Here is a 25,082-nt window from a genome sequence, read left to right on the forward strand (position 1 = left end):
TTACCACTTTATGATTTTACCTGTCATCTTAGCTGGCGGCTCTGGTAGTCGCCTCTGGCCATTATCTCGCGAACTCTACCCTAAGCAATTTCTAAGTATTGCTGGTGAGCATTCAATGTTGCAACAAACACTGCAACGCTTACGTGGTCTAGAAAAATTTGTTGTTGATACTAATTGTGATGCCCCTTTCATCATCTGCAATGAAGAACATCGTTTTATCGCTGCCGAACAAGTACGATCGGCAGAGCTTCAACACAGTGGTATTCTGTTGGAACCCGTTGGAAGAAACACGGCTCCCGCGATCGCATTAGCAGCCTTACAAGCTTTAGGTAATTCGACAGATAACAGAACAAATGATTCTGACCCGATCTTGTTAGTATTGGCTGCCGATCATCACATCGTTAAAACATTGGAGTTTCAACAAGCCGTGAGTCGTGGTGTCGAGTATGCCGAACAAGGCAAACTGGTCACATTCGGCATTACTCCTAGCTCCCCTGAGACAGGTTATGGTTATATCAAGCAGGGTCTGCCTATTTCCTCTATTAACCAGGCAAACAACAGCACTACAGCGACAGACAACAAAACTACAGAACAACCCGTCCATCATGCTTATACCATTGAGTGCTTTATTGAAAAACCAGATAAATCAACAGCAGAAAGTTACGTTAGCTCTGAGCAATACTTGTGGAACAGCGGCATGTTTATGTTCAAGGCGTCACGCTATCTTGAAGAACTAGCCGAACATCACCCAAGAATTTTAACAGCCTGCAAGCGAGCTCTTGCAAAGCAAAATACCGACCTCGACTTTATTCGTATCGATGCCGAAGCATTCAAACATAGCCCAAGCGATTCCATCGATTATGCGGTGATGGAAAAAACTTCACACGCTGCAGTGATCCCAATGGACGTCGGTTGGAATGATATCGGCTCATGGTCTGCTATTTGGGACGTAAGCGATAAAGATGAACATAACAACGTCATTGAAGGTGATGTGTTAACCGTCGACTCTCAGTACAACTACATTCATTCTGAGAATAAACTGGTGGCGACTGTGGGGGTTGATAACCTTATCATTGTAGAAACCAAAGACGCCATACTGGTTGCTGATAAGAACAAAGTCCAGGGTGTTAGATCGATAGTAAACCAACTCCACCAAGCTGGTCGAACAGAGCATCTTCAACACCGAGAGGTATTTAGGCCTTGGGGGAAATACGATGTTGTTGATTTAGGAAAGCGCGACAAAGTGAAGCGTATTACCGTGAAGCCTGGCCATAAGCTTTCGCTACAAAGGCATCATCACAGAGCTGAGCATTGGGTGGTGGTGGCAGGTACTGCAAAAGTAACCAATAACGACAAAACGTATTTAATCGAAGAAGATCACTCCACTTACATCCCTTTAGGTCATATTCACAGCCTAGAGAATCCAGGGAGGCTCCCACTCGAGATGATTGAAGTACAAACAGGGAGTCACTTGAGTGAAGACGATATCATCCGATATCAAGACAGCTATGGACGAGAAGTTTTAGACGACCATCAATCTAAAAGCACCACGGAATAAAGTGACGACTGCATAATGAAACCAACATTAGATCTCAGTTGCTTTAAGAACAACGATATTCGTGGCATCATCGGATCTCAAATCAGTGAGCCGTTCGCCTATTTGCTCGGCAAGGCATTTGGCGAATACACCCTATCCACGACACCTGAGACATCATTCGATGGCTTAGCTCAAGTGGTGATTGGTCGTGATAACCGAGAAACGTCCCCTTCATTACAAGAAGCCATGACCAAAGGCTTAATCGAGTCTGGGATAGCCGTCATAGACCTAGGTATGACTGGCACTGAAGAAGTCTACTTTGCGACTCGTCACCTAAAAGCGATTGGCGGAATACAAATCACAGCCAGCCATAACCCAATCAATTACAACGGAATGAAATTGGTAGGCGTAGGTGCCAGTCCGCTCAGTAAACATAGCGGTTTGAATGAGATAAAGCAGCGAATTCTCAATCTCGAGTCTAAGCTAGTTAACCTTTGCGATAACCCAACCGTGGCTCAGCACGCCGATGCTGAACATCTATCTACTTTACAACCTTATATCGACCACCTGCTTTCATATATAGCTCCTTCTAAACTGTTACCAATGAAAATTGTGGTGAACGCAGGAAACGGCGTTGCCGGGCATATAATAGATGCTTTAGAAGACCGCTTTACTGCACTCGATACCCCTATTACTTTTATCAAGGTTCAACATACACCTGATGGAAAATTCCCAAATGGCATTCCCAACCCATTGATTAAAGAAAATCAAACAGCGACTCGAAATGCAGTCTTAGAACATTCCGCAGATCTAGGAATTGCGTGGGATGGCGATTTCGACCGTTGTTTTTTCTTTGACGAAAAAGGCAATTACATTGAGGGTTATTATATTGTTGGTTTGTTAGCTGAAGCATTCTTAATGAAGGAGCGTAACGCAACCGTATTGCACGACATGCGTATGACATGGAACACGATTGAAGTCGCCAAGCAACTTGATGGAAACGCTATTGCAGTTAAAGCTGGACACGCACTGATAAAAGAAAAAATGCGGCAAACCAACGCTATTTATGGCGGAGAAATGAGTGCTCACCATTATTTCCGTGATTTTGGTTACTGTGATTCAGGAATGATACCTTGGCTATTAGTTATCGAACTGGTCTCGAAAACTCAACAGTCCCTTTATCAATTGACTAGTGTCAGTATTAGTAAATTCCCGTCATCTGGGGAGATAAATCGAAAAGTATCCAACCCAGATCTAGTCATAGCTTCGGTATTAGCATACTACCAAGACTGCGCCGTTTCGATCGATTACGTCGATGGTCTTAGTATGGATATGGGATCGTGGCGCTTCAATTTAAGACAATCGAATACAGAGCCATTAATACGTCTCAATGTAGAGACCAAGCAAAATCCAACTTTATTATCAGACAAAGTAAAAGAGCTACTGTCTTTTCTCGTATAAACGAGCTTACCCCCCAAACCTAGAGCCTAACCTAAGCGGTGTAACCCACATAAAAAGCCCTCATTAGTTTTCGCTAATGAGGGCTTTTTATGTCTAAGCTACCTTTCGGTGGCTATTCTATTTATTACGACGCGCTTCAACAGCGTCTGCTAGTTGACGAAGTACTGTTTCAGTATCTTCCCAGCCAATACAAGCATCGGTAATAGACTGACCGTATGTTGCCGCCTTGCCATCAACCAAATCTTGACGACCTTCAACTAGGTGAGACTCAATCATCACACCGAAAATTGCTTTGTCTCCGCCAGCAACCTGTGCACTTACATCGTCAGATACGTTCATTTGACGTTTGAACTGCTTAGAGCTGTTTGCGTGGCTAAAATCAATCATTACTTTTTGTGGTAGACCAGACGCCGCCAGTTCCGCTTTGATCTTACCTACATGCTCAGCACTGTAGTTTGGCTCTTTACCGCCACGCAGAATGATATGACAATCAGGGTTACCTGCCGTTTCAACGATAGCTGAATGACCATACTTAGTCACTGATAAAAAGTGGTGAGAAGCACCTGCCGAACGAATCGCATCTGTTGCGATCTTGATGTTGCCATCAGTACCATTCTTAAAACCAACTGGACAAGACAGACCAGAAGCTAGTTCACGGTGAACTTGAGATTCAGTCGTACGTGCGCCAATTGCGCCCCAGCTAATTAGATCAGCCACATATTGAGGCGTAATCATATCTAGGAATTCACTTGCCGTTGGCATGCCAAGATCGGTTAGATCAAGCAGTAGTTTACGCCCTAAACGAAGACCATCGTTTAGTTTGAATGTATCATCCATGTACGGGTCATTAATTAGCCCTTTCCAACCAACAGTTGTACGTGGTTTTTCAAAGTAAACACGCATTACGATTTCAAGCTTATCGCCTAGTTCATCACGCAGTACTTTCAAACGTTTACCGTATTCAAGTGCCGCTTCTGTGTCATGAATAGAACATGGGCCTACGATAACAAGTAAGCGATCATCGCTGTCTTCTAAAATATTGTGAATCGCTTTACGGCTTTCAAAGGTTGTAGAAGAAGCAATTTCTGTCGCTGGAAACTTTTCTAAAACAGCAACAGGTGGTAATAACTCTTTTACTTTGTTAATTCTTACATCATCAGTCTGGAACATTGCTTACTTCTTCCTTTTTTCTATCCTTGAGCTGAATGTACGTTGTCTCACGTAACTTTCTATCAGCACTAATCTTCTTGTTCCCTGTAACTTAACTAGTAAAAACTCTAGTTTCAATCACTAATTGAAAATAAACGCAATTTTTTTTGTGTTTTATATTTAAAACACCCTGTACAACATTATTTACACGCTATCGATTGCGTAATTTATAGGGAAGGAAGAGCATCTATTCTGCATGTATGTAATAGACCTGCATCGCTTGATAAGGAGCAGCCTAACGTCACCGAGAAAGCAGGAAAAGCGATGTATCATTCCAAAACTCAAAACCAGTATGATTTTATAGTGTCGGATCTCTAACTGTACTCAGGCAAAGACCCTCTTTTCCACGCATCGATAAAATCATTTTCTCTTAAAGGTTTGGATAGTAAAAATCCTTGTACTGCCTGACACCCTTTGCTTCGAACGTAATCCAGCTGACTTGCTGTTTCTATGCCCTCTGCAATGATATTGAGATCATAAATTTTGGCCATTTCGATGATCACTTCGATGAGCTGTTTATCTGTTGATTCAGAATCAATAGCGTTAACAAACATACGGTCGATCTTAAGCGTATCGATAGGGTAACTTATCAATTGACTAAAGGCCGTATAGCCAGTACCAAAATCGTCGAGAGAAACCTTTACTCCTAGCTCTTTCAATTCCTTAAGCCTCTCGATGTTCTGTTTATCTCCAGGTATAAAGCAGGTTTCAGTGATTTCCATTTCGACCATGTGGGCTGGAATTTCATAGCGCATTAGCATTCCAGAAAGTACATTGACAAAGTCGGAATTAGAAAGCTGCCAAGATGAGAAGTTAATCGCTAACGTACCATCGAAGTCCAGGTCTTGTATCCAAACTGATAGCCTCTGCAGAGCATTCTCTAAAACCCAATAATCAATATGTTTAATTAAGCCTGACGATTCTGCTATTGGTATAAAATCGGCTGGCCCATATGACCGTAAAGCCTCGTAGTTCGTTCGTATTAAAACTTCAGCACCTTTTATCTTGCCCTTTTCTATATCATAAACAGGCATATAGGTTAGATACATCTGATTAGTTCTAATCGCCTCTTTCAGATCTTCATTGATTTGAGCATGACGCTTTATCTCCCTATCCATCTCCTTTGAATAGAATTGATAATGATTTTTTCCCGCAATCTTTTTGCAACTATACATCGCTGAATCTGCATTGTTGACCAATTTGGTGACCGTTTTAGCATCATCAGGGTATACCGAAATACCCACACTAACACCAACATCAAATTGAATCCCATCCACTTCGAAGCCGCTCTCAAAGAGAGATAGAATTCGATCAGCAAACTCAGTAAGTATATTTAAGTCGTCCAACCCTCCCACGATGATGGAAAACTCATCACCTGATAACCTCGCAAACTCAACATCAGATATAGTTAGTGTTTCCCACTCAAAATCAACAAAGCTCTCGACGAGGCGCTCTGCAAACACGACGAGTAAGTGGTCCCCTATATGATGCCCATATTTGTCATTCACGTGTTTAAAGTTATCGATATCAAAGTAAATAACCGCGCCCTTTTTATCCGTTTTAGTGCAGTTATTCATTATTCGTGTGATATCTAGATTGAATTTTTTTCTATTTGGTAAGCCCGTCAGAGAATCTTTTTTTGCTAATCCATCGAGCTCAGTGATCAAGTTAATAAACTTATTAGTAAGGATGGAGACTTCGTCGTTACTTTTAGAACGTTCTATGTAGACCAAATCATCATAATTTACGGACTCTACTTGCTCACTAAGCCTCTCTACTGGCTTAATAACCTGTTTTACGATAAGCCATTTTAGTATTAAGAAAGTAACCACAGTGACTAACAATACAATAACGGCATAAAGAAGCTGAAAGGGTTTATACCACTCATTGAGTTGTTCTTGGGGGAGACAAATTTTAATAGACCATAAGTCATGCTCTAATTGAAAACCAAATTCATAGTCTGGCTGGGTAATCTCTTTTATCTGTTCTGCGTTCGTCAGCGAATGCGAGGTAGAATTAGGTTTAAGTATTAGCTGGGCATATGGACCAACCTTACTTTTTACCGACTCTTGGAATTCGTCATAGTGGCCCGCTTTAGCGCGAATCACTGCTGTTAGTAACGTCTGGCCTTTAGAAAAAGTTGGGATAGTAAAACTTTGTTCGGGTGTAAATGTCTTTATGATAAAAAACTCAGGGCCTTCAACCCCGTCGTCTAGTTTGTAAGTAGAGGCGTTAACGCGAGCAACACCTTTCAAATCTAATGCTTGTTTAATCGTAGCAAGGTGGTCCGTCACAACCGTATCAGCAGAGTATTTTTTAAATGGATCTGACGTATTAAAGTATATAAGCTCTTCGCCATTAATATCCACCAGAGCAAAGCTTTCGATCGCACCGTGGTTGAGCTTCAACTGATTAATATACCTCGCTAACTCTTTCTCCATGTAATACTGAGTGGTGTCATCATATATTTCAAAAAGATACTTTTGAATATAGTAGCTCTCTAGACTCATTCTAATTGCGAAATCTAACTCTCTAAACGCTTCATTAAGGTCATGAGAGATATAACCAAGCTCGTTATGTAATTTTTCAGATAGCGACGAATTCAGATGCATTTTTTGACTGGTATACGAAAACACACCGGCGATGGAGAAGATAACCACCATAACGGGAAGCAAAATATAATTGATCTTTAGCGACAGTTTCATTTTCTGTCTTTTATTTTTGGTTATGAATAACAGTGAGTATTTGACTTCTCAGATCTGAAGCTTCTTTACTCAATGTTTTATAGGTAAACGATGAAGTGTTATCTAATGCCATTGGGAACAACTCTTCATCTTGCAGATACTCATCAGTTGCGAAATCCAATACGTGTCTATTCGAGCTTGCGAACCACATCTCCTCGGCATTTACTGCTGCTATCTCTGGTGAATTAATAAAGTTGAGAAACTCAATTGACGCCTTACTAACAGGCTTTTCTTTATGAACACTGAAGCATTCATGCCACATCAGAGTTCCTTCTTGAGGAATCGTGTAGGTCCAATCATCTTGCTCTGTATACGACGCAATTTGTTCTTTTTCTCCTGAGTAGATAACGGTAACTTCCATTTTAGAAGCAGATCTTTTATCTAGAGCATAGCCAGTACCGGCTCTCATTACTAATAGCTGATCACGGACCTTCATCAATAGTTTGTACGCTTGGGCTAGTTCAACTTCATTTTCGGTCATAGGATCAAACCCTAACGCCAATAATGCGATTGCTATGGTGTCCACATCATCATCGGGGATCACGACGGTCTGGGGATTCTGTAATGCGTAATCGAAAACATCCATCCAAGAGGTTATCCCTTCGGTAGCCTTTGAAGAGCGAAATGCGACCCCCATTGTACCGTTAGAATATGGAATACCGTACGACCCACATACTCCGCGAGATATATCGGTGAAATATGAATTATCTCCCTCCAGAACATTGGACAAATCCCCTAAAATACCTTCTCTGCCCAGCTCATCAATGGTTAGCCCATCAATGATAAACAAGTCGTAGGCTAGAGCTTTCCCAGAATACACCACAACATCTCGCAGCATTTCACTTTCAAAATAGACCTGAGATACGGTATGTCCATATTGCTTTTCGAACTTTTCTATCACGGTATCAGAGATATAGTCTTCCCAAGTGAAAATCTTGATCTCTTCAGCAAAACTCTGAACTGAAAAAAGAATAGAACAAGTTAAAGCAAAGCAAGTTAAAAAACGCATCAGATACCTATTACTACTTATTTCTATGGAGTCCAATTATGACGTTGACTCTAGTATTTATAATAATTACACGCGTAGTTTGCCTTCTTACATGATATGGATTCAAGATCTATATTAGATTTTGAACAAATAATTGACTTGCAATAGATTATGGTTAGGTAGAGAGTTGATAGGGTAATGTATGGGCTTGTTCAAAGGGGGGGAATAATATAATCATCCGCGTTACGTGCATAGTAGAAACGGTGATCAACACCAGATCCAATTCATTTTTAATGTGTTCTCTACTGAATGCATATCTGCCAAGCTCCTGATAAGTTTCATTTGCTATAGGTCGTTTGTATTCGTTGAAAGAACGATTAAGGCATTTCCATTAATATGCATCTTCCCCCTTAAACCTTTCTTTTGTTTAAGAGCTTAGACGCAGCCATAATTATAGATCTTCAGGGAAGTGGTATTTTAGAGGCTTGACGACACTATCAAGCCCTTCAATTTTCAAAGCAAGGCACAGTTTTAATAAGTCGCCCAACTCGCCAGACGGGAAGCCTTTCTTATCAAACCAGAGCAAATATTCTTCAGGTAAGTCAATCAATGCGCGGCCAGCGTATTTGCCAAATGGCATTTGCATTCTAGCTAACTTAATCAGGTTCTCTTTCTCTAGCATTACGTGCTCTTTCTATGCGTCGTCGATATTCTGTAGAGTATCACCTAAACGTTCAATCCAGTAGTTGATCGCATCTTTGGCATCGTCCAAAGAGTCAATCATCGTCGAAAAATCTTTATTGCCTGCTTCACGGTCTATTGCTGCAAACAATGGTGTGCCATCTTGTGCATCGCTCACCAGGAGTTCAACACTCGCGCTTCCAACATTGGTGTGCTCACCCGTTGTCACCTTGGATATCGTAGACATAGCGAGGCCGAATGGCAAAACACTACTTGTCACAGCTAAGATAGGATTTGGGGTTTCAACGTTACTCAAGGCAATACTTAAACGTAGTGTTTTACCCGTAGGTTCACCAACAATCGCTTTATGAGGCGATATCTTCGCCTCCAAACAGCTCACCATATGATCAATGAGCTCTTCGATCTCTTCCGGATCTAGTGTCCCTTCTTCTGCAAGAACAAAAATTTGGTCGATCACCACAGAATCATAAGAGTTTAATTTGGATTTCAATCGTTGGGCGTCACGTAGTCCAATCCTTGCCCAAACTAAATCGACACCGCTATCAGGACCAGGCTGAAAGTCTTCGTAGGTGGTGAATTTGGTTTCGGTTATAATCGGACCGCCTGCACAACCAAACAAGAAAATGCTGGTTGCGACAAGCACAAGAAGTTTTGAAGGGTTCATAGCGCACTTAGGTTAAATTTAACACTCGACATAAGTATGCCATACCCTAAGAGAAAATATTGTAGAAAAAGGATTTAAAACTCAGAGCTAGATCTAAAATTAGTCTCGCTGAACAGTGTGGGCATACTCTACTATCACTTGATTACCTTCGATGTAAGCATTTTGAATCTCACCATCAACACTCATACGACTTTTCAGATAGACTACTTTAGGCCCTGAATTATTCGCTTCTTTCAACGAAGGGAACACATTTCTAGGTTCTAAATGAAGTAAGCGGCAGAAATGGCTAATGAAGGACATGGTTAGTGCCGTTTCCCCTCTTAGCACTCTTGAGAAATCAAGTTGGTTCATTCCTAGCTTCTTTGAAAACTCCATTTGCGTAATTCTCATGCGCGATTTTTGTGACATCCACGTTTGATATAACGCATCTCTATCTTGCTCAGTGAATTCCATTACCGGTTCCTTTATATAATTCATGTCAATCAATTGTCCGGTTTTTCATACATAACATGTCAGAGTTAGGTTAGTGGAAGCCAAAGGTTTGGTCTGATATAAGGAAAACCTTATGTAGTTCAGCGCAAAGCTGTCAAAGCAAATAATGATCCGCCAACAGAGCGACAAATAAGATCATTAGGTGATAAATGGAGAACTTAAAGGTCTTCATCGCCATATTGGGCTCATCACGATATTTAAGTACCCAAGCATGATAAACAAACCCACCGTTGAGCACCAATGAAGCGCTTAGATATATCCAACTACTCATGCCGACCAATACCGGCAATATACACACGATGCTAAGCAACAAGGTATAGAGAAAAATAGAAGTCTTGGTGTATTCGATTCCGTGAGTCACAGGCAGCATGGGGATATTCACTTTGGCATACTCATCACGACGATGAATCGCCAACGCCCAAAAGTGCGGAGGCGTCCAAATAAAGATGATCATCACCAACAACCAAGCATTTGAATGCAATTCATTAGTTACTGCCGTCCAACCTAATAAAGGGGGCATAGCGCCAGCGATGCCTGCTATCACGATGTTTTGCGGCGTTGCTCGTTTCAAGTACATGGTATAAATCACGGCATAACCCAATAAGCTTGCAAAGGTTAACCAAGCGGTCAGTTGATTGACCCACACCACTAACGTGACAAAGCCAAGTAAGCCGATACCAGCAGCAAAGCTGAACACGTGCACACTGCTCAGTTCACCCGATGGCAAAGGACGTCGGTTTGTTCGAGTCATTTGCCCATCAATCTTTTTATCGATCAAGTGGTTGAATGCAGCTGCCGAACCTGCCATCAGCCCTATCCCAATCATTCCGAACAGGGTTTGTTGTAAGGGCAATCCATTGGGTACCGCTAAACACATCCCAACCAGTGCTGTAAGCAACATCAAAGCCACCACTTTTGGTTTGGTCAGCGTTAAATAGACTTTCCAAGTGGCTTTGTTTTTTGTAGCAATTTTGTTACTTAAAGCTGTGTCATTGTTGGTTGCTATCTTATGAGTTAAGGCTGCGTCTTGAGCCACCACTTCATACTGTGTTGACGTTCTACTGACCATGATTACCTCCTTGTAATACACTGTTCTTCACCAAGATCTCACTCGGTTTGCGTTGCCACACGACAAAATTGGTTACAACCATGCTGATGAGCAACATCGCTGCGACTAGGTTATGCAAAACCGCAACTAAAATTGGCAGATGAAACCATACATTACTGATCCCAAGGCCGATTTGAGTAAACAAGACTATTGCGACAATCACGCTCAGCTTTTGGTGAGGCGCTTGGCCAAATTTCCATAGCTGGAACACGATCATCAGCACCGTTAACGTCGCCACAATAGCCCCGAACCTGTGCATGACATGGATGGTAAGCCTCGCGGGATATTCCAACACACCAAACTCATAGTTATCGTGTCCATGTTGAGCAAAATCGAACGCATTTTTGAAGTCGAGGTAGCTCATCCAGTTACCTTCACAAATCGGCAATTGGGTACACACCAAAGCGGCATAGTTTGACGATGTCCAGCCACCTAGCAGTATCTGCCCGACTACAATGAGTAATCCGAATAGTGCCGAAATTTTAAGTGGTGAAGAATAGGCAACCTCTCCAAAACGGCTTTGGAATTGAGACAAACGACAGTAGAGCAAACACAACAGTGACAGCAACGTGAAGCCCCCCATCAAATGCGCCATAACCACAACGGGCATCAACTTGAGAGTCACCGTCCACATTCCAAGCAAAGCCTGAAATATCACGGTTGCAGAAATAAGTAACGGCAGACCAGCAGTTGTTATATTCTTTTTAATACACCAAGCAACAACGACAAAGATAAGCAGCCCTAATGTTCCTGCAAAGTAGCGATGGATCATCTCTATCCAAGCTTTGTCTGCTTCGAGAGCTCGTTCTGGAAATTGCAGATTCGCTTCAGTCACCGCCAATACATCAGAAGGCACCGTGATCTTTCCATAACAACCAGGCCAGTCGGGACAGCCAAGACCGGCATCAGACAAACGAGTGTAAGCACCGAGTACAATCACAGTCAAAGTTAGGAATATAGTCACTCTCATAATCAACATGAGTAACTTTGGAGCTCCTTTTTGCATTGCTTATCTCCCTATCTAGAATCATCAACGCCGACTAATTACTGGCCTTTACCCCACTCTCGACAACTTGAGTAATTTTCGTAAATCATGAATCATGCCTTTAGATTGGCTGACTAACTGCGAAGGATCAGAAACGCTTTTGTATTCCATAACCAATTGCCCGAGTGGGTCAATTATCACAATGGAAGCTGACGCAAACTCGGAACTTAACTGATCACCACCAGCTAACAAAGATAGATCAGGCTTATCAAGAGAACCCGATAACGAATTACCTTCTGAGACGAAAACAACGGCGGTCACGCGTTCTTTGTTTTTTCCTAACGCTAAGTAGCTTTGATTCAAATAATGAAGCTGTTGTTCACACAAGCTTTCGCACTCCATCGGTGCGATATAACCCACTAACCAACCCTCTCCAGCCATGGGTACCGTTACGCCAAAATCCGCTAGCGTGACTCTTGGTTCTACCAATTCGCCTGAGTTAGTGACACCTGAGGTATACCAATTCTGGTCCAACACAGTTTTGGCGATAATCGCAGGCAAAGTGAAAATTAGAACGAGTCCGATTAATACCAAACGTCCCTTAGTACGACGGCTTCTAAGCTCAGCCATGTTTGCCTCCGTACTTTCACTGTTCACTTGTGCTTGAGATTTATCCATCGTTGTTCTCCGTGATAGGTGTCGCTTTTAAGTACCGATAGCCAATTAACAACATCAAAAACAAAAGTACCGCTGCCATTACAAACCATTGAAATGAGTAACCGAAGTGCTTCTCAGATTTCATTGCCGTCGGTCGCCATAACAACTCATAAGGCCAGGAACCTAAGCTCTGAGGTTGGAAGACAAAGGGCAGCACTTCTTGCCCGGTGTATTGTGATAACGCTGCTATGTTTAGGTTTTGGATTCTATTCGGTGTCGTATTTTCTAAACCCAATTCATGACTTAAAGGATTCACTGAGCGTGTATACAAGCGCCCTGACATTTTGCTTGGTACAGTAATGCTTCCTAATTGCGGTAGTTCTCTTCTGTCATTACTTGCCGCAACAAACCCAAGATCGATCAACAACTGTTTTTCAGCCACTAATGAGTTGTTTTCATCTTCAAGACGAACCTTTCCCAACATGTAAATCACATACCCTACCGTTCCTTGGTTTATCTGGTTGTCTAACAAGAACATCAAGCCACTCGTATTTACCAAATCAACATCAGCCTTTAACCCGCTTAGGGTTTGAGGATTTAATGACTCTTGGCCAGATAAACCCTGCTCTCGCAACTCAGAAATAACGACATCTAAAGGTTGTGGCGATAGCTGTGCTCTCTCTGTCAATTGCTGTTCATAACGCAATTTCTCGTTACCTCGATCTAACTGCCACAAACCCAACTTGATTAAAATGCCGACTGAAACCACAGTTAAAACAACCGCTATCCAAAAACCTTTACTGCGGAACTTGTGTTCATCATCAATCAATCGGTTTGGAGTTATCACTATGGCGTTATCTACCTTTGTGTTGTTATTTAAAATTGTACTGGTCGCTTTGCTGTTTTTTATCGCTTTCAATTTGATGAAAGGTCTAATCCAAATCGCCTCGGGCAAACACAATGGAAAAAGGCTCAGTCACTTTTTGGGTCGTCGAGTGATGTGGTCAGTCGTTGTCGTACTACTGTTATTACTGGCTTTAGGTTCAGGAATGATAACGCCCAACCCTCGCCCTTATTAAGCCCATACAAATCCAGCAGCTAAACCAGCATATTTCGTTAGAGCACATACACAAACACAAACAAACCTAACCAAACCACATCAACAAAATGCCAATACCAACTGCCCGCTTGAAACGCAAAATGATCTTTTGGAGAAAAATGGTCTTTCGCAACTCTTGCCAGTAATACAACCAAAAAAATCGTTCCTAAACAAACATGCAAGCCGTGAAATCCAGTCAGCAAAAAGAAGGTGTTACCGTAGATACCAGACTGAAGTGTCAGTCCCATCTCCTGATAAGCGTGAAGGTACTCTTCAACTTGGAAGAACAGGAAGAAGCCAGCCAGAACAATGGTTATTTCCAACCACACGATTAAAGCCATACGTTTATTCTGTTCAAGACTGATATGTGCCATGTGCAGCGTCACAGATGAAAGCAGCAGTATAATAGTGTTTTTAAGCGGGATACCTTGCCAAGGCATGGCTTGTGTCGTCACACCATCAGGCGTCGTCGTTAATGGCCATATAGACTGAAACATCGGCCACAACACTTCATGGGTCATCGCATTGTTGCCTGCGCCACCAATCCACGGCACTGAAATCATACGAGCGTAAAAAAGAGCGCCAAAGAAAGCACCGAAAAACATGATTTCAGAGAAAATGAACCAGCTCATACCTTGTCGAAAAGATCGAGAAATCTGCTCAGAATAAAGACCACTCAATGATTCCGTGATCACATTGCTAAACCAACCTGCGAGCATGTAAAGCAGCACAGCAAACCCGACTAACAACACCGCTTTTCCAAATACACCACCGGCTGCGTCGGTGCCCATATTTTGCACCGTCAAGCCAGCACCAACCGCGACCAAAAACAGTGCTACAGCACCCACCAATGGCCAGTGGCTTTGATGTGGAACGAAATAAACTTCCTTTTTAGAACTCATCGCTCAACTCCTTATGTTGATACTGGTTCTGTAAATCCCTAGTTACTTGCGAGCACGTTAGACTCAGGCTTACTTGCCTCTCCACTCACCTGACTCGTGATGTTAAACAGCGTATAAGAGAGTGTAAGCGTATGTATTGATTCAGGAATGTCAGGATCAATGTAAAATATTAATCCCATTTCGGCACTCTTGTGCCCCTCTAATGGTTGCTGATTGAAACAAAAACATTCCATTTTGTTAAAGTAAGTCGCTCCCATGCCTGGAGAAACCGATGGTACGGCTTGGCCAACCAATGAGGCACCGGATAGGTTTTTAGCGATGTAGTTAGTCTGAATCACCTTACCAGGGTGAACCTCTAACACTTGAACTTCGGGCGAGAACTGCCACGGCATATCTGGCTTGATGTGGGACATGAATTCAACGCGTACCGTACGAGAATAGTCGGGCTGCATTCCCTGAGGTTGAACGGCAGAAACCGTATTGGTTTTGCCGTTGATCCCTAGGGCGTCACACATCACATCGTAGAGCGGCACCAAAGCAAAACCGAAACCAAACATCGCAACCACACTCAACACCAAATAACCCGTCAGCTTTTTGGATGAACGTTTAGGTTGGTTTTTATCTTGATCGCTTTGCTTATCACTCATGGCTCTGCCCTCTAATCCACTTTAGATGGATGAGTAAAGGTATGATGAGGCGCAGGGCTTGGAACTGTCCATTCTAGCCCTTCAGCTCTATCCCAAGGCTTGCTTGGTGCGGGCTCTCCGCCTCTTACGCACTTAATAACCAACCATAAGAAGATCAGCTGAGACAACCCAAAGGCAAAACCACCAATCGACACCACTTGGTTAACGTCAGCAAATTGAATAGCGTAATCTGGAATACGACGTGGCATGCCCGCTAACCCTAAAAAGTGCATCGGGAAGAACAGCACATTCACTGAGATTACCGACGTCCAGAAATGCCACAGACTGAGCTTGTGGTCGTACATATGCCCTGTCCACTTAGGCAGCCAATAATAGGCGGCAGCCATAATCGAGAACACAGCACCTGTTACCAGAACATAATGAAAGTGAGCCACCACAAAATAGGTATCGTGGTATTGGAAATCAGCAGGCACTATTGCCAACATCAATCCAGATAACCCACCAATCGTAAACAGAACAATGAAGGCAATCGCAAACAACATTGGTGTTTCAAAGGTCAAAGCCCCCCGCCACATAGTCGCCACCCAGTTGAAGACTTTCACACCGGTCGGCACCGCTATCAACATGGTGCAATACATGAAGAACAGTTCGGCAAATACTGGCATACCCGTTGTGAACATGTGGTGTGCCCACACTAAAAAAGACAAAATGGCGATACTACAGGTCGCGTACACCATCGAATGGTAACCAAACAAGCGCTTGCCACTAAAGGCTGGGATGATAGCCGAGACGATACCAAACGACGGCAAGATCATGATGTACACTTCGGGGTGCCCAAAGAACCAGAATATGTGCTGGAACATCACCGGGTCCCCACCACCAGCGGCATCAAAGAAGCTTGTTCCAAAGTATTTGTCAGTCAGTACCATAGTCACCGCACCCGCGAGAACGGGCATCACGGCTATCAGCAAGAAAGCGGTAATTAACCATGTCCATACGAACATTGGTAACTTGAACCAAGTCATACCCGGTGCGCGCATGTTCACTATGGTTACGATGACGTTGATCGCCCCCATGATCGAACTGATCCCCATAATATGGACAGAAAATACAAACAACGCCGTACTATCAGGACCATAAGTTGTCGAGAGCGGCGCATAAAATGTCCAACCAAAGCTCGGGCCGCCTCCCTCAGTAAACAAAGAACCAATTAAGATCAAGAAAGCAAAAGGTAGAATCCAGAAACTGAGATTATTCATTCTCGGCAGCGCCATGTCTGGAGCGCCAATCATCATTGGGATCATCCAGTTAGCCAAACCTGTGAATGCAGGCATCACGGCACCAAACACCATGATTAAACCGTGAACGGTAGTCATCTGATTAAAGAAGTCTGGCTCAACGAGCTGTAACCCCGGTTGGAATAACTCCGCACGGATCACCATCGCCATGGCGCCGCCTGTTAAGAACATGGCAAAGCTAAACCAAAGGTAAAGTGTACCGATGTCTTTGTGGTTGGTTGAGTAAAGCCAACGCGCCCAACCTTTGGGAGCAGCATGTGAGTCGTGATCATCATGAGTTAAATCATGGCTGTCCAATGAACCTTCAGCTGAATGACTCAGTGCTTGACCTTCTGCGGGAGCCGATTTCACCGGCTTATTGATTGGCGAACTCATAACTGCTCCTTAGCATCGTTTTGTGCCTCATCCGTTGAGCCTTGTTCACTGTTCGTTTCACTTTGTTCGTTGTCAGATCCACCTTCTTGCTTCGCCTTATAAGCGTTCACATCTGAAGCCTGAACCACATCGCCAGTGTCATTACCCCAAGCATTTCTTTGATAAGTCACTACCGCAGCAATCTCTTTTTCGGTTAACTGATTATCGAACGCCTGCATTGCGGTACCTCCGCGACCATAAACAATGGTATCGATATGAACACCCACATCACCAAGTGCAATAGGACTTCCTTTAATGGCAGGAAATGCGCCGGGAATACCTTCCCCATTGGCTTGGTGACAAACTGCGCAACGGGTTTTGTAAACTTCTTCACCGATGACGTTCAATTCATCTAAGGAAAGTGACGCATCTAGTGCATCTTGAGCCGCTTGCTTTGCGGCTATCGCCAATTCTTTCTGTTCCGCAAGCCATCCATCAAAGTCATCCTCCTCCATTGCATGCACCACTATCGGCATGAAACCATGAGCACGACCACACAACTCTGCACACTGCCCTCGATAAACACCGGGCTCATCGATCTTTGTCCACGCTTCGTTGATGAAACCGGGAATGGTATCTTTTTTTACCGCAAAAGCTGGTACCCACCATGAGTGAATAACATCATCAGAAGTCATCAAGAAACGGACTTTACGATCGATAGGCAGTACGAGCGGATTATCCACTTCTAACAAGTAATGTGCCCCTTTAACTTCGATTCCTTCAATCTCTTTATCACTTGTCGCCAAAAGACTAAAAAACTCAACATCTTCGCCAAAATAGCTGTAATGCCATTTCCATTGCGAGCCTGTAATTTTGACAGTGAGTTCTGATTGAGAGGTGTCTTCCATCGCTATCAAGGTCTTGGTGGCTGGGATGGCCATAGCGATGAGAATAATGATTGGGATGATCGTCCAAAGAATTTCAACTTTAGTACTTTCATGGAAATGAGCCGCTACTGCACCCTTCGACTTTCGGTGTCTCACAATAGAGTAAAACATCACACCGAAGACGACGAAAGCGATCGCACAACAGATATAGAAGATCAGCATATGGAGTTCATACACTTTACCGCTAATCTCAGTAACACCTTGTGTCATGTTGTATTCAGTACTTGCATGCACTAAAGGCGATATTAAGGCCGCAACAAAAATATTCAAAAGCCACGCTAGACTGACCAATAATCTTTTCAAAAGATCTCTCCTCATCCTTCCTAATTGGATAATTGCGACTTAAATGTTGTTGCGGGCTATAAGTCATTACTAGCAGGGCAACATACATTGTTATTCCGATTACATATGAAAAGGCTGAATCTCAATCTACAACTCACGCGACGACTAAAGTGATACAGTCTCAGTGACCACTGACCCATAAACAACCTATGTACTTTCCGATTAAGAGACATTGGAAGTTTCTACGAAAGATTCAAAAACGGCGAACTTGTCAAACTTTGTTATATTTATGTAAAAGGCTAGTTAGTGATATCCAATTGTTCAAGGTAAGTGTGCTTACTAAACAGACAATTATTGAAGTAGCTTTATCCATATGCCCTTCCCTTGCTGTTGGAATTTATTTTAAATCGAGTTTTACGATTGCTTTCATGGAAATGATAATCAATATCACTTAAATTAAATCAACAGAAAGATATCCCGACATGAAAAGGTTTAGTGATTATGCAAAATGCAATGAACTGGTTAGCGAGAGACCCAGATCCAAGAACTCGTGAAGAGCTACAGTACCTCATCGATGAGGGGATGAACGACGAATTAGAAGATCGCTTTATTCAACGGTTAGAATTTGGTACAGCAGGTCTACGAGGCAAAGTTGGATGCGGTCCAAATCGAATGAACCGGTTAGTAATACAGGAAACAGCAACCGGACTTGGCCACTATTTAATCGAGCATGTCGCTAATGCCACCATTCGCGGTGTCGTTGTTGGCTATGACGGGCGCTTAGATTCAAAGCAGTTCGCCATTGATACAGCTTCCGTGCTTACGGCTTTGGGGATCAAGGTTTACCTAACCTCTAACGTGGCAGCAACACCTATTGTGGCTTTCGGTATTGAGCATTTTAATGCGGCGGCTGCTGTTGTCGTAACGGCTAGCCACAACCCACCAGAATATAATGGCTTCAAGGTGTACTGGGAAAATGGCGCGCAAATTATTCCCCCTCACGATGCAGGCATTGCAGCTGAAATCGACACTGCTGCAGCCAAACCTATTCCTTTAATGAACTTGAGTGATGCAGAACAGCAAGGCAAATTAGTGTGGCTCACCGAGGGATATTATCAAACCTATCGAGCTGCGATTAATCAGAGCCCGCATGTAAACAACAGTACCGAAGCCGCTAAAACAACCATTACCTATACCGCCATGCATGGTGTAGGTGCACAAATGGCTGAAGATCTTCTCCATGATTCTGGATTCCACAAAGTATTCAGTGTACCGGAACAAAGAGAGCCCGATGGTCACTTCCCGACCGTTAACTTCCCGAACCCCGAAGAAAAAGGGGCAATGGATCTCGTTATTAACCTCGCCAAAAGTGTTGATGCCGACATCGCTTGCGCTAATGACCCAGATGCAGACCGATTTGCCGTTGCAGTTAGAATCGATGATACAATTAGAACCGATGATGCTTCTTACAAGATGCTGACTGGGGATCAAGTAGGTGTGTTATTCGCTCACTATTTATTATCGAAGCCGCACACCAAAAACCAATTAGTTGGTAACAGTATTGTATCTTCAACCTTGCTTGAAAAAGTGGCTCAATCCCACGGCGCGACTTACTTCCAAACGCTAACGGGCTTTAAATGGTTGGCGAATATTGGGATGCAGTTGGAGGATGAGCAGAATGAGTTCTTGTTCGCCTATGAAGAAGCCCTTGGCTACACAATCGGCACTCAGGTACGAGATAAAGATGGCCTATCGGCTATCGTTGTCTTCGCTCAATTAGTTGAAGAGTTGAAATCTCAAGGTCAAACCATCTGGGATCTCCTCGCTCAAATTTCGCGTGAGCATGGCGTCCATACTAACGCTCAGAGAAGTATTGCGCTTGACCCTGACTCGCCATCTATTGGTTCTAAACTCAGAGCTGCTCAACCTAAAGCTATAAACGAGGTCGCTATCTCTGTGATTGAAGATCTGCAATCCTCTTTGCGATACATCGTTGGTGGCGATACTGAAACCATTAACTTACCAACAAGTGACGTGCTGATTTATCACCTTGAAGATGGCTCACGTATTATCGTCCGCCCTTCTGGCACAGAGCCAAAAGTGAAAGTCTACTATGAAACAGTGACAAAGTTTGAAGAAACAGAGACGTATGAAGACACTCGTTTACGTGGTGAAAAGTTCATGGAGAAACTAATTGAACAGCACCAAAAAGAGCTGAATTCTTAGTCGGTGAAGCGAGAGTTTACTCGATATTCGAATAAGACAATTCGTACTTAGCAGAACCAAAAATGGACGCATTAAGCGTCCATTTTTTATCGGCAATGAGCCGTTATCATGTGCTTTACTTAGGTAATTGAAGCAGTAAAGAAAGAAGAAAGCATCCAAACCGCTAACACAATAAACACGCCGCCCATCACTTTCTGCTGATAAGTACGAAACTTTGCGTTTTCTACGAGAGGCTTACCAATAGTACCCACCAAAGCCACAAGAAGAAAATTAAACGTCAAACCAAGAACGTTCAATAATAGGCCCAAAAACAGCATCTGTTCACCAGAGGTCGCTTCAATATTTGTAGAAACGAATTGAGGCAAAAACATCACAAAAAAAACCAACGCCTTTGGATTAAGCAGATTACTAATTAACGCTCTTTGGTAATACGACTTAGCGGCAGCATTGTCACTGAGTCCGGCCGCTTCTCCCTGATCGGTTCGAAGGCAGTCCCATCCCATTTTAAGTAAGTATGCACCACCTAATAAATGCAGCGCTTTCAAAGCAATAGGGCTCATAGCGATCAATGCCGACACACCCATCGCCGCCAGCACTGTCAGAATAATTCCAGAAGTCGCGTTACCTAGGCTCGCAAACACACCGACCTTACGACCATAGCTCATACTTGAGCTCGCGATCAGTAACATATCAGGACCAGGTAAAAGGAGAAGTGCAACAACGGCTGTCAGGTAAACAGGTAAAATGGCTAAGTCGATCATGAGCTTCAGTATTGATAAAAACGGAGCCGGATTTTATATCAATTACAAACGCCATTCTAGATGCAACCCGTTGCTTGATGGTTAATTATTCGAATTAACAACCACCAACAGCCAGTAAAACCAACTTATTAACTAAAAAAACCAATGTGATTAACTCGCTACCCATTCAATCTCAATCAATGTCGTTTCTCCACACTTAAGGCGACCAAGGAATATATCGCCGCGGTGTACTTCTCCAACGCCTTTAGGGGTACCCGTCATCACGACATCACCGTCGAGTAATGTCGTGTAAGAAGACAACTCTTCGAGGATAGTTTTCGGGGAATAGAGCATCTGTTCAACGTGTCCTTTTTGAACGCGGACACAGTTGATAAACAGTTCTATATTCAAGTCCGCGAGGTCTAAGTTATCAGTTGGAACAAAGCGACTAAATACGGCTGAACCATCAAATGCTTTGGCGCGCTCCCAAGGTAAACCTTTCGCTTTTAAGCTACTTTGCAATTCACGTTTAGTGAGATCTAGCCCTAAACCCACAGCGGAGTACTGACCATTTTCAACGATAAAACAGATTTCTGACTCGTAGTGCAGCGCTTCTTGATGAAAAGAAGACAGAGATGACGTAACACTGGTGCTCGGTTTATTGAAAACCACCATTGAGTCTGGAATTGCGTTATTGAGTTCTTCGATGTGATCGACATAGTTACGCCCAACACACAGCACCTTAGTTGGAGTTGCTGTTCGTTTCGAATTCATCAATTGTTCCTGATCTACAACGCTGCTCATAGTTTGTCCCTGAACTATTTTTTGGAGTGCAAAGTTTACCGCAACATAAAGAGAGAATCTTCGACAAGATGGTTATCAACATCTAAATTCTGATCTTTAGCTCAATTTAATGATTTAAATACTTTTATCCGAAGATCGCGACATATAAGAACTGATGACAAGAGCATAGCTACGTAGATGAAATGAATGGCTAGGTAACATGAAGGAAAAACTAAAACAGATGCGTATAGAACGAAAGAAGCCCTCTCTAATCAAGAGATCAGAGAGGGCTTAGCATGGTGTCTAGGACAGTATCCTAAAAGGTAAACTTAAGGAGTAAACACTATGCTAAATTAGTCTGCGACTTATAGGTAGTAACGAGCACCAAGTAGCCACTGGTCGTCAGCTTTTTCTTTGTAAACGCCAGAACCTTGTAGGTCGAACTGGTAACCAGCAAAGCCTACGAACTGAGACGTGAAGTTGTATTCAGCTTGTAGAGCAGTAGTAGCAAATACTGTATCGCTTAGCTTGTCGTCTTCTACCGCTTCGTAGTTAACGCTTAGGTTAAGGCTGTTAGAAAGAGCGTAAGAAGCTAGTAATTCAATTGCAACTGACTCTTCAAGAATCTGGCCGTTACCTGAGTTCATGTAGTTGTTCATTGCGTATACACCAGCAAGGTAAAGACCTTCAGCGCCGTATGAACCGTAAGTTGCACTTAATACGTGAGAATCAGCAGTTTTTGAACCCACTACACCAAAGTAGTTAACATCACCGGTGTTGTATGCGTAGTTCGCAGTAACGTCAGCAATCGCGTAATTCAAAGCAATTTGAGCACGGTTGCCGTATTCGTTCGCACCATCAGCTTTGCGACCTTGCCATGCAACAGCTGCGTTTAGAGAGCCAGCGTTGCCGAAGTCGATAGCGTTGCCGTAGCTAACCATTTCTTCGCCACGACCAGTACCTAGGTTACCGTGATCTTCGTAGATGAAGTCATTCGCGAATGCGATTGGCATATCTGCTACACCAGCAACGTTGTAGTAAGGTGCCCATTGAGTACCTACTGCTGCACGACCGTAATCGTCATGAGAAAGACCAACGTAACCAAGACGAGTTGTGAATGACTCTTCACCACCGTCAAGCATGTTTAGCGCCCATTCACCTTTAGCATCAGCAGTAAAGCCGTTACCAAGATCGTGAGTTGCACCGAAGTTGATACGTGGAGAAACAGATTCTACACCGATATCATCGCTGTTAAGACGGTCATCGCTGTTTACATCACCAACTGCAACTGAAACGTGACCGCCAACTGAGAATGTTGTGCCGTCTTCGTTGTAAAGCTCTACTGCAACTGCCTGTGTACCAAATACTGCACCAGAAATTGCTAGCGCTAAAAGTTTCTTATTCATTGTCATATCCATTATGTAACTGGGTGAGTTATTCACTAACAACCTCGTGCTTACGGAGAAGTTGTTACCTGCATTTAACAAGTGGACAAACACTAATATACGAATGACAAAAAGTTGCATTAAAATATGTAAAATAAAAAAATTCGCACTATAAAAAACAAAAAAACCTTTTTAAACAATAAATTAAACTAAAAACACAAATGCGAACTGTTACTTTTTGAGATAAAAACATCAAAATTTTTGGTTTTCTAATCACCAAATAAACATTAAAAATCAAAATTTAAAATTACTCATCAGACCATTATATGACAAACTTTTAACCTTGAAACACCTTGTAACATCTAGAATGCATTTGAAACATTTAACCCGGTAAAATAATTTCCACTGCTTTAGAGAAGAAAAAGTAACTCAGCGGAAATTCATCGAAGCCAGATACAAAAAAAGCAACCAATCAGTGATGGGTTGCCTTCAATAACTCATAGCTTTCGTTCTTATTTAAAGCAAACCTCAGCCCAACGAGCCAGACCTGCTGTTACTGAGCCGAAATAGTTACCACTCACAATCGGTACATTCGGTACAGCTTCTTCTACTGCTTGGCGAAGGATTGGAGATCGAGCCGAACCACCGGTCATGTAGATAACATCTGGCTTTTTCTGACCTTGTTGAATGGCTTCTTTTACTAACTCAATCATCTTAGACTTTGGTGTTTCAATAGCTTCGATCATCTGTTCAACAGAGATATCAACTTCCACTAACTCAGAAGCGACATTAATCGCCGTTCGGTATTGAGCACATTCAGCTAAAGCAATTTTGGTTTCTTCAGCTCGACGCACAATGCTGTAGCCTAGAGTATCGTGATAAACCCTCATCAAGCGATCTAACTTTTGAGGATCTGAAGCTTCTTTACGAAGTAACTTCAAGGCCGCTAGGTTTTCGCGAGAATAGAAGTTCTTTTGCGCTTCAACATTATTGATCGCAATTGGATTCCAGAATTGAGTCAGCGGCATATCGATACCTGAAATGCCTTTACTACCCATACCGAAAGGTGACATCAGTTGTTTAAAAGCAAGGTAGATATCAAGGTCATTCCCTCCTACCCTTTGCCCGCTGTGGGCTAATAAACTTTGAGTACGATCCGCCTTACCCGACCAAGTTGGTCCCATTTCTAACAATGAGCAATCGGTCGTACCACCACCAATATCCACCACCAATACCGTTTGGTTTTCAGTTAGGGTACTTTCATAATCAAGCCCCGCCGCAACAGGTTCAAATTGAAAAGCAATATCAGTAAAGCCAGCACGCTTAGCTGCACGAGAAAGAATATGTTCGGCTTGTCGGTTTGCTTCTTCACCACCTCGACCATGAAAGTTAATCGGACGACCAATAACGGCTTGTTTAATCTGTTCTTGAGTCGTCAGTTCGGCTTGGTGTTTAATATTCGCCATCATTGCACAGACTAAATCTTCAAAAAAACTCACCTGAACATCATGTAGCCCACTCGCACCAAGGAAAGATTTCGGCGATTTCACATAGTAAACGTCACGAGGGTCTTCTAAGTAAAGATCCAACGCTGCCTGACCAAATGCCATATCTTCAGGCACTAAATCAATACTCTCTTCTCGGTTCAACGCAATCGCACGTCGTAACACCTGCTCGCCAACCACATCGCTCGGTTTGATATTCAAATGGCGAAATAGATGCTCAGAAACGCTTTCACGAGTCGGAGCAAACACAGTTGAGGGAATATAGTGGTTGTTACCTTCCAACGGTAATAGGCTTGGTTCTCCATTAACCATTGCTGCAACAGAACAGTTTGCCGTTCCATAATCAAATCCAATAAACATAATATCC

The 25,082-nt window shown here is 42.9% G+C and carries 22 protein-coding genes; 4 read left to right on the plus strand and 18 right to left on the minus strand.

Annotated features, from left to right (window positions below):
* The first annotated feature begins 10 nt into the window (after nt 1-10).
* Complete coding sequence (locus tag SJY39_RS13140; protein ID WP_016796951.1) at nt 11-1,558, plus strand: mannose-1-phosphate guanylyltransferase/mannose-6-phosphate isomerase; 1,548 nt, start codon at nt 11-13, stop codon at nt 1,556-1,558.
* 15 nt (nt 1,559-1,573) lie between these two features.
* Nucleotides 1,574-2,998, plus strand: a complete 1,425-nt coding sequence (locus SJY39_RS13145; RefSeq protein WP_016789428.1) for a phosphomannomutase/phosphoglucomutase — start codon at nt 1,574-1,576, stop codon at nt 2,996-2,998.
* 117 nt (nt 2,999-3,115) lie between these two features.
* Here the strand turns inward: SJY39_RS13145 and aroG are convergent, their stop codons facing one another.
* From aroG to SJY39_RS13195, 10 genes are all read right to left on the minus strand, one after another.
* The gene (gene aroG / locus SJY39_RS13150; RefSeq protein WP_016767690.1) at nt 3,116-4,168 is read right to left on the minus strand and encodes a 3-deoxy-7-phosphoheptulonate synthase AroG; all 1,053 of its coding nucleotides are present in this window, start codon (nt 4,166-4,168) and stop codon (nt 3,116-3,118) included.
* A 353-nt stretch (nt 4,169-4,521) separates the two neighbouring features.
* Nucleotides 4,522-6,912: a bifunctional diguanylate cyclase/phosphodiesterase gene (locus tag SJY39_RS13155; RefSeq protein WP_016796953.1), complete on the minus strand. Its 2,391-nt coding sequence runs from the start codon at nt 6,910-6,912 to the stop codon at nt 4,522-4,524.
* Nucleotides 6,913-6,922: 10 nt separating this feature from the next.
* Nucleotides 6,923-7,960: a spermidine/putrescine ABC transporter substrate-binding protein gene (locus tag SJY39_RS13160; protein ID WP_010428706.1), complete on the minus strand. Its 1,038-nt coding sequence runs from the start codon at nt 7,958-7,960 to the stop codon at nt 6,923-6,925.
* A 430-nt stretch (nt 7,961-8,390) separates the two neighbouring features.
* Entirely contained in the window at nt 8,391-8,621 is a 231-nt protein-coding gene (locus SJY39_RS13165; protein WP_010428703.1) for a DUF3820 family protein, read from the minus strand.
* Between the two features lie 12 nt (nt 8,622-8,633).
* Nucleotides 8,634-9,305: a DUF3313 domain-containing protein gene (locus tag SJY39_RS13170; protein WP_016788892.1), complete on the minus strand. Its 672-nt coding sequence runs from the start codon at nt 9,303-9,305 to the stop codon at nt 8,634-8,636.
* 99 nt (nt 9,306-9,404) lie between these two features.
* On the minus strand, nt 9,405-9,758 hold the full coding sequence (locus SJY39_RS13175) for a hypothetical protein (protein ID WP_010428699.1): 354 nt from the start codon (nt 9,756-9,758) through the stop codon (nt 9,405-9,407).
* A gap of 133 nt (nt 9,759-9,891) precedes the next feature.
* On the minus strand, nt 9,892-10,866 hold the full coding sequence (cyoE, locus tag SJY39_RS13180) for a heme o synthase (RefSeq protein ID WP_010428697.1): 975 nt from the start codon (nt 10,864-10,866) through the stop codon (nt 9,892-9,894).
* On the minus strand, nt 10,856-11,911 hold the full coding sequence (locus SJY39_RS13185) for a heme A synthase (RefSeq protein ID WP_010428695.1): 1,056 nt from the start codon (nt 11,909-11,911) through the stop codon (nt 10,856-10,858). Before SJY39_RS13185 ends, cyoE begins: the two co-directional genes overlap by 11 nt.
* A 48-nt stretch (nt 11,912-11,959) precedes the next feature.
* Entirely contained in the window at nt 11,960-12,568 is a 609-nt protein-coding gene (locus SJY39_RS13190) for a hypothetical protein (RefSeq protein ID WP_010428693.1), read from the minus strand.
* Nucleotides 12,561-13,508 (minus strand): SURF1 family protein, encoded by a 948-nt coding sequence (locus SJY39_RS13195; RefSeq protein WP_080572689.1) that lies wholly within the window; start codon nt 13,506-13,508, stop codon nt 12,561-12,563. Before SJY39_RS13195 ends, SJY39_RS13190 begins: the two co-directional genes overlap by 8 nt.
* On the opposite strand from SJY39_RS13195, the gene SJY39_RS13200 reads away from it, so the two are divergent.
* Nucleotides 13,396-13,626: a DUF2909 family protein gene (locus SJY39_RS13200; protein ID WP_010428690.1), complete on the plus strand. Its 231-nt coding sequence runs from the start codon at nt 13,396-13,398 to the stop codon at nt 13,624-13,626. The two genes, SJY39_RS13195 and SJY39_RS13200, sit on opposite strands and share 113 nt — an antisense overlap.
* Nucleotides 13,627-13,663: 37 nt before the next feature.
* Here SJY39_RS13200 and SJY39_RS13205 read toward each other — a convergent pair whose 3' ends face one another.
* From SJY39_RS13205 to coxB, 4 genes are read right to left on the minus strand one after another with little or no spacing between them, the layout of a single operon-like run.
* Nucleotides 13,664-14,548, minus strand: a complete 885-nt coding sequence (locus tag SJY39_RS13205; RefSeq protein WP_010428687.1) for a cytochrome c oxidase subunit 3 — start codon at nt 14,546-14,548, stop codon at nt 13,664-13,666.
* Between the two features lie 38 nt (nt 14,549-14,586).
* Nucleotides 14,587-15,195 (minus strand): cytochrome c oxidase assembly protein, encoded by a 609-nt coding sequence (locus tag SJY39_RS13210; protein WP_010428685.1) that lies wholly within the window; start codon nt 15,193-15,195, stop codon nt 14,587-14,589.
* A gap of 11 nt (nt 15,196-15,206) precedes the next feature.
* The gene (gene ctaD, locus SJY39_RS13215) at nt 15,207-16,868 is read right to left on the minus strand and encodes a cytochrome c oxidase subunit I (RefSeq protein ID WP_016796955.1); all 1,662 of its coding nucleotides are present in this window, start codon (nt 16,866-16,868) and stop codon (nt 15,207-15,209) included.
* Nucleotides 16,865-18,097: a cytochrome c oxidase subunit II gene (gene coxB / locus SJY39_RS13220; protein ID WP_022570980.1), complete on the minus strand. Its 1,233-nt coding sequence runs from the start codon at nt 18,095-18,097 to the stop codon at nt 16,865-16,867. The genes ctaD and coxB overlap by 4 nt, the downstream gene beginning before the upstream one ends.
* A 480-nt stretch (nt 18,098-18,577) precedes the next feature.
* On the opposite strand from coxB, the gene SJY39_RS13225 reads away from it, so the two are divergent.
* Nucleotides 18,578-20,302, plus strand: coding sequence for a phospho-sugar mutase (locus tag SJY39_RS13225; protein ID WP_146493102.1), 1,725 nt, complete (start codon nt 18,578-18,580; stop codon nt 20,300-20,302).
* Between the two features lie 119 nt (nt 20,303-20,421).
* Here the strand turns inward: SJY39_RS13225 and SJY39_RS13230 are convergent, their stop codons facing one another.
* The 4 genes from SJY39_RS13230 to yegD all read right to left on the minus strand — a co-directional run bounded on the left by SJY39_RS13230 (nt 20,422) and on the right by yegD (nt 25,075).
* On the minus strand, nt 20,422-21,063 hold the full coding sequence (locus SJY39_RS13230) for a LysE family translocator (protein WP_010428658.1): 642 nt from the start codon (nt 21,061-21,063) through the stop codon (nt 20,422-20,424).
* A 150-nt stretch (nt 21,064-21,213) separates the two neighbouring features.
* Nucleotides 21,214-21,846: a fumarylacetoacetate hydrolase family protein gene (locus SJY39_RS13235; RefSeq protein ID WP_016788887.1), complete on the minus strand. Its 633-nt coding sequence runs from the start codon at nt 21,844-21,846 to the stop codon at nt 21,214-21,216.
* A 344-nt stretch (nt 21,847-22,190) separates the two neighbouring features.
* Nucleotides 22,191-23,231: a porin gene (locus SJY39_RS13240; protein WP_010428655.1), complete on the minus strand. Its 1,041-nt coding sequence runs from the start codon at nt 23,229-23,231 to the stop codon at nt 22,191-22,193.
* A 491-nt stretch (nt 23,232-23,722) separates the two neighbouring features.
* The gene (gene yegD, locus SJY39_RS13245; RefSeq protein WP_010428653.1) at nt 23,723-25,075 is read right to left on the minus strand and encodes a molecular chaperone; all 1,353 of its coding nucleotides are present in this window, start codon (nt 25,073-25,075) and stop codon (nt 23,723-23,725) included.
* Nucleotides 25,076-25,082 lie beyond the last annotated feature (7 nt).

The organism is Vibrio sp. R78045 (genome assembly GCF_042466085.1).
GTDB classification, from domain to species: domain Bacteria; phylum Pseudomonadota; class Gammaproteobacteria; order Enterobacterales; family Vibrionaceae; genus Vibrio; species Vibrio cyclitrophicus.

What these genes read in the sequence shown, in the direction of transcription:
- SJY39_RS13140 (WP_016796951.1), top strand. Translation starts at nt 11, where the DNA reads ATGATTTTACCTGTCATCTTAGCTGGCGGCTCTGGTAGTCGCCTCTGG.
- SJY39_RS13145 (WP_016789428.1), top strand. Translation starts at nt 1,574, where the DNA reads ATGAAACCAACATTAGATCTCAGTTGCTTTAAGAACAACGATATTCGT.
- aroG (WP_016767690.1), bottom strand. Translation starts at nt 4,168, where the DNA reads ATGTTCCAGACTGATGATGTAAGAATTAACAAAGTAAAAGAGTTATTA.
- SJY39_RS13155 (WP_016796953.1), bottom strand. Translation starts at nt 6,912, where the DNA reads ATGAAACTGTCGCTAAAGATCAATTATATTTTGCTTCCCGTTATGGTG.
- SJY39_RS13160 (WP_010428706.1), bottom strand. Translation starts at nt 7,960, where the DNA reads ATGCGTTTTTTAACTTGCTTTGCTTTAACTTGTTCTATTCTTTTTTCA.
- SJY39_RS13165 (WP_010428703.1), bottom strand. Translation starts at nt 8,621, where the DNA reads ATGCTAGAGAAAGAGAACCTGATTAAGTTAGCTAGAATGCAAATGCCA.
- SJY39_RS13170 (WP_016788892.1), bottom strand. Translation starts at nt 9,305, where the DNA reads ATGAACCCTTCAAAACTTCTTGTGCTTGTCGCAACCAGCATTTTCTTG.
- SJY39_RS13175 (WP_010428699.1), bottom strand. Translation starts at nt 9,758, where the DNA reads ATGGAATTCACTGAGCAAGATAGAGATGCGTTATATCAAACGTGGATG.
- cyoE (WP_010428697.1), bottom strand. Translation starts at nt 10,866, where the DNA reads ATGGTCAGTAGAACGTCAACACAGTATGAAGTGGTGGCTCAAGACGCA.
- SJY39_RS13185 (WP_010428695.1), bottom strand. Translation starts at nt 11,911, where the DNA reads ATGCAAAAAGGAGCTCCAAAGTTACTCATGTTGATTATGAGAGTGACT.
- SJY39_RS13190 (WP_010428693.1), bottom strand. Translation starts at nt 12,568, where the DNA reads ATGGATAAATCTCAAGCACAAGTGAACAGTGAAAGTACGGAGGCAAAC.
- SJY39_RS13200 (WP_010428690.1), top strand. Translation starts at nt 13,396, where the DNA reads ATGGCGTTATCTACCTTTGTGTTGTTATTTAAAATTGTACTGGTCGCT.
- SJY39_RS13205 (WP_010428687.1), bottom strand. Translation starts at nt 14,548, where the DNA reads ATGAGTTCTAAAAAGGAAGTTTATTTCGTTCCACATCAAAGCCACTGG.
- SJY39_RS13210 (WP_010428685.1), bottom strand. Translation starts at nt 15,195, where the DNA reads ATGAGTGATAAGCAAAGCGATCAAGATAAAAACCAACCTAAACGTTCA.
- ctaD (WP_016796955.1), bottom strand. Translation starts at nt 16,868, where the DNA reads ATGAGTTCGCCAATCAATAAGCCGGTGAAATCGGCTCCCGCAGAAGGT.
- SJY39_RS13225 (WP_146493102.1), top strand. Translation starts at nt 18,578, where the DNA reads ATGCAAAATGCAATGAACTGGTTAGCGAGAGACCCAGATCCAAGAACT.
- SJY39_RS13230 (WP_010428658.1), bottom strand. Translation starts at nt 21,063, where the DNA reads ATGATCGACTTAGCCATTTTACCTGTTTACCTGACAGCCGTTGTTGCA.
- SJY39_RS13235 (WP_016788887.1), bottom strand. Translation starts at nt 21,846, where the DNA reads ATGAGCAGCGTTGTAGATCAGGAACAATTGATGAATTCGAAACGAACA.
- SJY39_RS13240 (WP_010428655.1), bottom strand. Translation starts at nt 23,231, where the DNA reads ATGAATAAGAAACTTTTAGCGCTAGCAATTTCTGGTGCAGTATTTGGT.
- yegD (WP_010428653.1), bottom strand. Translation starts at nt 25,075, where the DNA reads ATGTTTATTGGATTTGATTATGGAACGGCAAACTGTTCTGTTGCAGCA.